The following is an 8575-nucleotide window of genomic DNA, read 5'->3' on the forward strand; positions in this document are numbered from 1 at the left end:
GGGAGGACGTACGCAACCCCGCGCACAGCGCACTCTGGGGCCTGGTCCGTTCGGCCCGGTCCGAACACCCCGGGCGCTTCGCCCTGCTCGACCTCGACGCCGACGACGAGCACGGCACCTCCGCAGGCGTCGCCGCGGCCCTCGCCTCGGGAGAACCGCAGTCCGCGGTCCGCGGCGACGACGTCCGCGTACCCCGGCTGGCCCGGGTCCTCGGGAACGACCCGGACCTCTCGGACGACGCGGCAGGGCCCCTCCGGGCCTTCGACCCGGACGGCACGGTCCTCATCACCGGCGGCACCGGCCTGCTCGGCTCCCACGTCGCCCGCCGCCTGGTCACCGGGCACGGCGTCCGGCACCTGCTCCTGCTCTCCCGCGGTGGCCCGGCCGCCGCCGGAGCCGACGAACTGCGGGCCGAACTCGCCGTGCTGGGAGCCGAGACCGCCATCGTCGCCTGCGACGCCGCCGACCGGGTCGCTCTGGCCGCCGTCATCGCGGACCTGCCGCCCGCGCACCCGCTGACCGCCGTGGTCCATACCGCGGGCACCCTCGACGACGGCGTCGTCACCGCACTCACCCCCGAACGGGTGGACGCCGTGCTGCGCCCCAAGGTCGACGCCGCCCTCCACCTGCACGAACTGACCCGCGACCTCGATCTGACGCACTTCGTGCTGTTCTCCTCGGCCGCGGGCACCTTCGGCGGCCCCGGACAGGCCAACTACGCCGCCGCCAACGCCTTCCTCGACGCCCTGGCCGTCCAGCGTCGGACGGCGGGCCTGGCCGGCCAGGCCCTGGCCTGGACCCTGTGGGAGCAGGCCAGCGCCCTCACCGGACACCTGGACGAGGACGACGTACGACGCCTCGCCCGGTCCGGGATGCCGCCGCTCTCCACCGAGCGGGGACTCGCGCTCTTCGACACCGCCCTCACCGTGGACCGGGCCGCCCTGGTCCCGATGCGCCTCGACACCGCGGCCCTGCGGTCAGCGGCGGCGGAGGGTACTCTGCCGCCGCTGCTGCGCGGCCTGGTGCGCACACCGCCGCGCCGGGCGGCCACGGCCGCGCAGGCGACGGCCGACGACAACGCCCTGCGCCGGCGCCTGGCGGCCCTCGACGGCACCGGACGGACCCGGCTGCTCGTCGAACTCGTCCGCACCCACGCGGCTGCGGTCCTCGGCCATGCCTCCCCGGACACCCTCGACCCCGGACGGGCCTTCCGCGAACTGGGCTTCGACTCACTGGCCGCGGTGGAACTGCGCAACCGCCTGAACGCCGCCACCGGCCTGCGGCTTCCCGCCAGCCTGGTGTTCGACCACCCGACCCCGGCCGCGCTCGCGGACTTCTTGGGCGCCGGACTCACGGACACGGAAGCGGCCAGGGCCGTCATGCCCTCCGTACCCGCAGGGCCGGCCGACCGGAACCGGGACGCGGACGACGACCGGATCGCGATCGTCTCCGCGGCCTGCCGCCTCCCCGGCGATGTCCGCTCACCCGAGGACCTGTGGCGGATGCTGGCCGAGGGCCGCGACGGCATCTCCGGGTTCCCCACCGACCGGGGCTGGAGCCTCGACACGCTCTACGACCCCGATCCCGACCGCATCGGCACCTCCGTCACCCGCGACGGCGGCTTCCTCCACGACGCGGCCGAGTTCGACGCGGAGTTCTTCGGCATCTCGCCGCGCGAGGCGGCGGCCATGGACCCGCAGCAGCGGCTGCTCCTGGAAACCACCTGGGAACTCTTCGAGCGCGCGGCCATCGACCCGTCCACCCTGCGCGGCGCCCCGGTCGGCACGTACGTCGGCCTGATGCAGCAGGACTACGCGGCCCGGCTGCTGCCCTACATCCCCGAGGACGTCGAGGGATTCCTCGGCACCGGCAACTCGGGAAGCGTCGTCTCCGGACGCCTGGCCTACTTCTTCGGCCTGGAAGGCCCCGCGGTCACCGTGGACACCGCGTGCTCGTCCTCGCTGGTGGCCCTGCACCTCGCGGTACGGGCGCTGCGCTCCGGCGAATGCTCGCTGGCCCTGGCCGGCGGCGTCAACGTGATGTGCAGCCCCGAACTGTTCGTCGAGTTCAGCCGGCAGGGCGGACTCGCTCCGGACGGCCGCTGCAAGTCCTTCGCCGCGGCGGCCGACGGTACCGCCTTCGGCGAAGGCACGGGCATGCTGCTGGTGGAGCGGTTGTCGGATGCGCGGCGCAACGGGCATCCGGTGCTGGCGGTGATCCGTGGTTCGGCGGTGAATCAGGACGGTGCGAGCAACGGTCTGACGGCGCCGAACGGTCCGTCGCAGCAGCGGGTGATCCGTGCGGCGTTGGCGGACGCGGGGCTGACGGCGTCCGAGGTGGACGTGGTGGAGGCGCACGGTACGGGGACGCGGTTGGGCGACCCGATCGAGGCGCAGGCGCTGCTGGCGACGTACGGGCAGGACCGGCCCGCGGACCGGCCGGTGTGGATCGGCTCGCTGAAGTCCAACATCGGACACGCCTCGGCTGCCGCCGGTGTGGCGGGGGTCATCAAGTCGGTGCTGGCGCTGCGGCACGGCGTGATGCCCAAGACGCTGCACGTGGACGGTCCCACACCCGAGGTGGACTGGTCGGCGGGCGCCGGCCGGCTGCTGACGGAGGCCCGTGCGTGGGACGACACGAGCCGTCCGCGCCGGGCGGGCGTGTCCTCCTTCGGCATCAGCGGCACCAACGCCCACGTCATCCTGGAGTCCGCGCCGGCCGAGGCGGTGGAGGACGCCCCGCGTCCCGGGACGGTGATGTGGCCGGTGTCGGCGCGCAGCGCCGAGGCACTGCGCGCGCAGGCGGAGGCGTTGGCGGCGCGGGTGGCGGCGGAGCCCGGCCTCGACGTGGCGGACGTGGGTTGTTCGCTGGCGGTGGGGCGTGCGTCCTTCGAGCACCGTGCGGTGGTGGTGGGTGGGGACCGGAGCGAACTGCTCGACGGCGTGAAGGCGCTGGCGCAGGGTGCCGCGGTGTCCGGCGGCGGGCTGGTTTCCGGTCGGGTGGCGCTGGTGTTCCCGGGTCAGGGTTCGCAGTGGGTGGGGATGGCCGCGGAGTTGCTGGCCGGGTCGGAGGTGTTCGCGGAACGGATGGCCGAGTGCGAGCGGGCGCTGGCGCCTTACGTCGACTGGTCGTTGACGGAGGCGTTGGGTTCGGAGGCGCTGCTGGCGCGGGTCGATGTGGTGCAGCCGGTGCTGTGGGCCGTGATGGTGTCGCTGGCGGAGGTGTGGCGTTCGTTCGGCGTCGTTCCGGACGCTGTGGTGGGCCACTCGCAGGGTGAGGTCGCGGCCGCCGTGGTGGCGGGCGGTCTGAGCATCGACGACGGGGCGCGGGTGGTGGCGCTGCGTTCCCGTGCGGTGGGGGCGCTGGCGGGCCGTGGCGGCATGGCGTCGCTGCCGCTGCCGGTCGAGGCGGTGCGGGAGCGCATCGCCCCGTGGGCGGGCCGGTTGTCGGTGGCGGCGGTGAACGGTCCGTCGTCGACGGTGGTGTCGGGTGACGCGGACGCGGTCGCCGCGTTGGTGGAGGCTCTGGTGGGGGAGGGGGTGCGGGCGCGTCTGATCGAGGTCGACTACGCGTCGCACTCCGCGCATGTGGAGGAGGTCCGCGAGCGGCTGCTCGCCGACCTGGACGGCATCGTGCCGCTGTCCGGTGCGGTGCCGTTCTATTCGAGCGTCACGGGCGGCCTGTTGGACACGAAGGCCCTGGACGCCGAGTACTGGTACCGCAACCTGCGGGAGACCGTCGAGTTCGAGCAGGCCACCCGCGCGCTCCTGGCGGCCGGGCACCGCGTCTTCATCGAGTCCAGCCCGCACCCCGTGCTGTCGGTGGCGGTGGGGGAGTCGGTGGAGGCCGCGGGTGCGGACGCCGCGGTGCTGGGGACGTTGCGTCGCGGGGAGGGCGGTCCGGCGCAGGTGCTGCGCGCGGTCGGCCGTGGCTGGGAGCGCGGGCTGGAGGTGGACTGGCCGCGGGCGTTCCCGGGGGCCCGGCGCGTTGAGCTGCCGACATACGCCTTCCAGCGCACCCGCTACTGGCTGACGGCCCCCGCCGCCATCCCGGCCGCCTCCGCCGAGGACCGCTGGGACGACCTGGAACTGCAGGACCCCACCCGGCTCGCCGAAATCCTCGGGGTCGGCCATGCCGCCCTGGACGAAGTCCTGCCCGCACTGGCGGCCTGGCGCTCCGTCAGGAGCCGTGAGCGGAAGGCGGAATCCTGGCGCTACCACGTCGCCTGGGCACCCCTGTCGGTCACGCCGACGGACGGCCTCCCCGGCCGCTGGCTCGCTTTGCGTCCCGAGGGCGGTGACGCGGCGGCCGTCCTGGACGCCCTCGGCGAGGCCGGAGCCGGCCTCCTCCCGTGCGTCGTCGCCGATCCGGGCGCGACCCGCGAACAGCTGGCCGCCCTGCTCACGGAGACCGCCGGGGAGCAGCCGATCGCCGGCGTGCTGTCCCTGTTGTCCTGGGAGGAGCGCCCCCACCCCGAACACCCCGACCTGCCCGGTGGTCCGGCGCTGACCCTCGCGCTGGCCCAGGCACTGGAGGACGCGGGCATCCAGGCCCGGCTCTGGACGCTGACGAAGGGACTGGCGGTCCTGGGCGGCGCGGAGCGGCCCGGACACGTCGGTCAGGCCGCCTCCGCCGCCCTGGGCCGGACGCTGGCCCTGGAGCACCCGCACCGCCGGGGCGGCCTGGTCGACCTGCCCGAGGTGCTGGACGCACGGGCCGCCCGCCGCCTGTGCGCGGTGCTCGCGGGAGCCGCGGCCGACGAGGAACAGGTGGCGGTGCGCTCCACCGGGGTCCACGGACGCCGGCTCCGCCCCGCGTCGTCCGGGTCGCCGAAGGCCCGTGCAGGCGGCCCGGACGTCCGGTGGCGGGGCACGGTCCTGGTCACCGGCGGCACCGGCGGCGTCGGCTCGCACACGGCGCGCTGGCTGGCGGGCCAGGGCGCGGAGCGGCTGCTGCTGGTCGGCCGACGCGGCGCCGACGCCCCCGGTACGGACGTGCTGCGGGCGGAACTGACGGCGCTGGGCGCCGAAGTGGCCTTCGCGGCCTGCGACGTCGCCGACCCGGCCGCAGTGGCGGCGCTGCTCGCCGACATCCCGGCGCGATACCCGCTGTCCGCCGTCATCCACGCGGCGGGCGTCCTCGACGACGGTGTGCTCGACGCGCTGGACCCCGCGCGGCTCGCCGTGGTGCTGCGCGCCAAGCTGACCGCCGCACGGAACCTGCACGAGGCCACCGCGGGTCTCGACCTGTCGGCCTTCGTGGTGTTCTCGTCGGTGATGGGCGTCGTGGGCAACGCCGGGCAGGGCAACTACGCGGCCGCCAACGCGGCCGTCGACGCACTCGTCGCCGCCCGCCGTGCCGCCGGGCTGCCCGGCACGTCCGTGGCCTGGGGCGCCTGGGCCGGGCCGGGCATGCTGGCGGACGAGGTCGCCGCACGGCTGCGGGACTTCGGCATGCCGGTGATGGAGCCCGAAACGGCCGTCACCGCGATCGGCCGGGCGCTCGCGGAGGACGACGAACTGGTCGTGGTCGCCGATGTCGACTGGAGGCGCTTCACCACGGGCAGGGGCCGGTGGACCGCCGCCCTCCTCCACGGGATACCGGACCCGGCTGCCGCGAGGCCCGTCCAGGACACCACCGCACCGTCGGCGGTCCGGGAAGGCGGCGACTCCGCCGACGCCCTGCGGCAGCAGATCGCCGTACTGCCGCGCCACGAGGACCGGGCCAGGACCCTCACCGAACTGGTACGCACCCACGCGGCGTCGGTCCTGCGCCACCCCGACGTCGACACGGTCCAGCCCGGAAAGGCGTTCTTCGCGCTCGGCTTCGACTCGCTGACGGCGGTGGAGCTGCGCAACCGGCTCACCGCCGTCACCGGACTGGCCCTGCCCGCCACCGTCCTGTTCGACCATCCCACACCGTCGGCACTGGCCGACCGGCTGCTCGCGGACCTGGACCTGCCGGACGCCGCGAGCGGCACCGCCGGGCCCGCCGGCTCCGTCGATGCCGGGGCGGGCCGGGCGGCGGCACCCGGCGGCAACGAGCCGATCGCGATCGTCGGCATGGGCTGCCGCTTCCCCGGCGGGGTCGCAGGGCCCGAGGACTTCTGGCACCTGCTCTCGAAGGGCACCGACGCCGTCGGCGACTGGCCGTCGAACCGGGGCTGGGACACCGAGGGGCTGTACGACCCGGACCCCGACCACGCCGGCACCACGTACAGCATGCAGGGCGGCTTCCTGCACGACGCCCCCGAGTTCGACGCGGAGTTCTTCGGCATCTCGCCGCGCGAGGCCCTGGCCATGGACCCGCAGCAGCGGCTGCTCCTGGAGACCGCCTGGGAGGCGGTCGAGGGCTCCGGGCAGGACCCGACCGCGCTGAAGGACCGGCAGGTCGGCGTCTACATCGGTACCAACGGCCAGGACTACTCCGCGCTGCTGCAGGGCGCCGAGGGCGTGTCCGAGGGCCATCTGCTGACCGGGAACACGGCCAGCGTGCTGTCCGGGCGGCTGTCCTACGTCCTCGGCCTCCAGGGACCCTCGCTCACCGTCGACACCGCGTGCTCCTCGTCGCTGGTGGCGCTCCACCTGGCCGTGCAGGCACTGCGGCGCGGCGACTGCGAGCAGGCCCTCGCGGGCGGGGTGACGGTGATGAGCACCCCGCGGCTCTTCGTGGAGTTCAGCCGCCAGCGCGGGCTCGCCGCCGACGGACGGTGCAAGGCGTTCTCGGCGGACGCGGACGGCACGGGCTGGGGCGAGGGCGCCGGAGTGCTGCTGCTGGAGCGCCACAGCGACGCCCTGCGCCACGGCCACCCCGTACTCGCGCTGATCAGCGGCACCGCCGTGAACCAGGACGGCGCCAGCAACGGGCTCACCGCCCCCAACGGCCCGTCCCAGCAGCAGGTCATCCGCGCCGCGCTGGCCGACGCCGCGCTGCGCGCCGACCAGATCGACGCGATCGAGGCCCACGGCACCGGCACGAAGCTCGGCGACCCCATCGAAGCGCAGGCGCTCCAGGCCGTCCACGGGCCGGCGCGCACGGCGGACCGGCCGCTGTGGCTCGGCTCCGTGAAGTCGAACATCGGGCACACCCAGGCGGCGGCCGGGGTGGCCGGAGTGATGAAGATGGTGCTGGCCATCCGCCACGGCGAACTGCCGGGAACCCTGCACGCCGGGACGCCGAACCCGCACGTCGACTGGTCCGACGGTGCCATCCGCCTGCTCACCGCGCACACCCCGTGGCCGGAGACCGGGAACCCCCGCCGGGCAGGCGTGTCGTCGTTCGGCATCAGCGGCACCAACGTGCACGCGATCATCGAGCAGGCACCGGCCGTCGCGGTCGCGCCCGCCCCGGAGCGGACCGACACCTCGGCCGTGCCCACCCCGGACACCGCCACGACGGCCACCGCGCGCCGGGCCGCCCCGCCCGTGCCGCTGCTGCTCTCGGCCGGCACACCGGAGGCCCTGCGGGCACAGGCCGGCCGGCTGGTGAGCCGGCTCGATGCCGACCCGGACGCCGAACTGGCGGACGTCGCCTACTCGCTCGCCACGGGACGGGCCCCGCTCGAACACCGGGCCGCCGTCCTGGGACGGGACCGGGCATCCGTCCGACGCTCGCTCACCGCACTCGCGCGCGGCACGGCATCGGGCCACCTGCTCACCGGAGGCGCCGTGCGCTCCGGCCGGACCGCCTTCCTCTTCCCGGGACAAGGCAGCCAGCGGGCCGGAGCCGGCGCGGAGCTCTACCGCGACGACCCGGTGTTCGCCGACGCCCTCGACGAGGTGCTGACCGGCCTGGACCCGCACCTCGACCTGCCCCTGCGCGACATCCTGTTCGCCGAGCCCGGAACCCCCGGTGCGGCGCTGCTCGACCGCACCCGGTACACCCAGCCCGCGTTGTTCGCCCTGGAGACGGCGCTGTTCCGGCTCGTGCAGCACTGGGGTGTGCGGCCCGACCTGCTGATGGGGCACTCCGTCGGCGAACTCGCCGCCGCCCACGCGGCGGGCGTGCTGGACCTGCCCGATGCCTGCGCGCTGGTAACGGCCCGGGGCCGGCTGATGGACGAACTGCCCGAGGGCGGGGCGATGGTGGCGGTGGAGGCCACCGAGGAGGAAGTGCACCAGGCCCTGCTGGACGACCGCACCGGGCACCCCCTCCCGGAGACGGAAGCGGGCCGGGACGCGGTGGACATCGCCGCCGTCAACGGGCCCACCTCCGTGGTCCTGTCCGGTGACGCGGACGCGGTGCTGCGCCTGGCCGGGGCGTTCCGCTCCCGGGGACGGCGCACCCGCCGGCTGAGCGTGAGCCACGCGTTCCACTCCGCCCGGATGGACGGGATGCTCGACGCGTTCCGGGACGTGGCCGAGTCGCTGACGTACCACGCGCCCGGCATCGAGATCGTCTCCAACCTGACCGGGCGCACGGCCACGGCCGCGGAACTCCGTTCCCCCGAGCACTGGGTGCGCCACGTCCGGGGCACCGTGCGTTTCCTGGAAGGGGCCCGCCGGCTGCGGGCCGAGGGCGCGACGACGTACCTCGAACTCGGACCGGGCGGCGTGCTGTCCGGCATGCTCCACAC

Annotated in this window: 1 protein-coding gene; it reads left to right on the forward strand. The window is 75.2% G+C overall.

The window, feature by feature from the left end; genetic code table 11:
* The coding region (locus ACIQOV_RS14985) for a type I polyketide synthase (RefSeq protein WP_401048681.1) at positions 1 to 8575 on the forward strand (8575 nt) is incomplete at both ends.

The organism is Kitasatospora sp. NPDC091257, from assembly GCF_044757675.1.
In the GTDB taxonomy this organism is placed as follows: domain Bacteria; phylum Actinomycetota; class Actinomycetes; order Streptomycetales; family Streptomycetaceae; genus Kitasatospora; species Kitasatospora lactacystinica.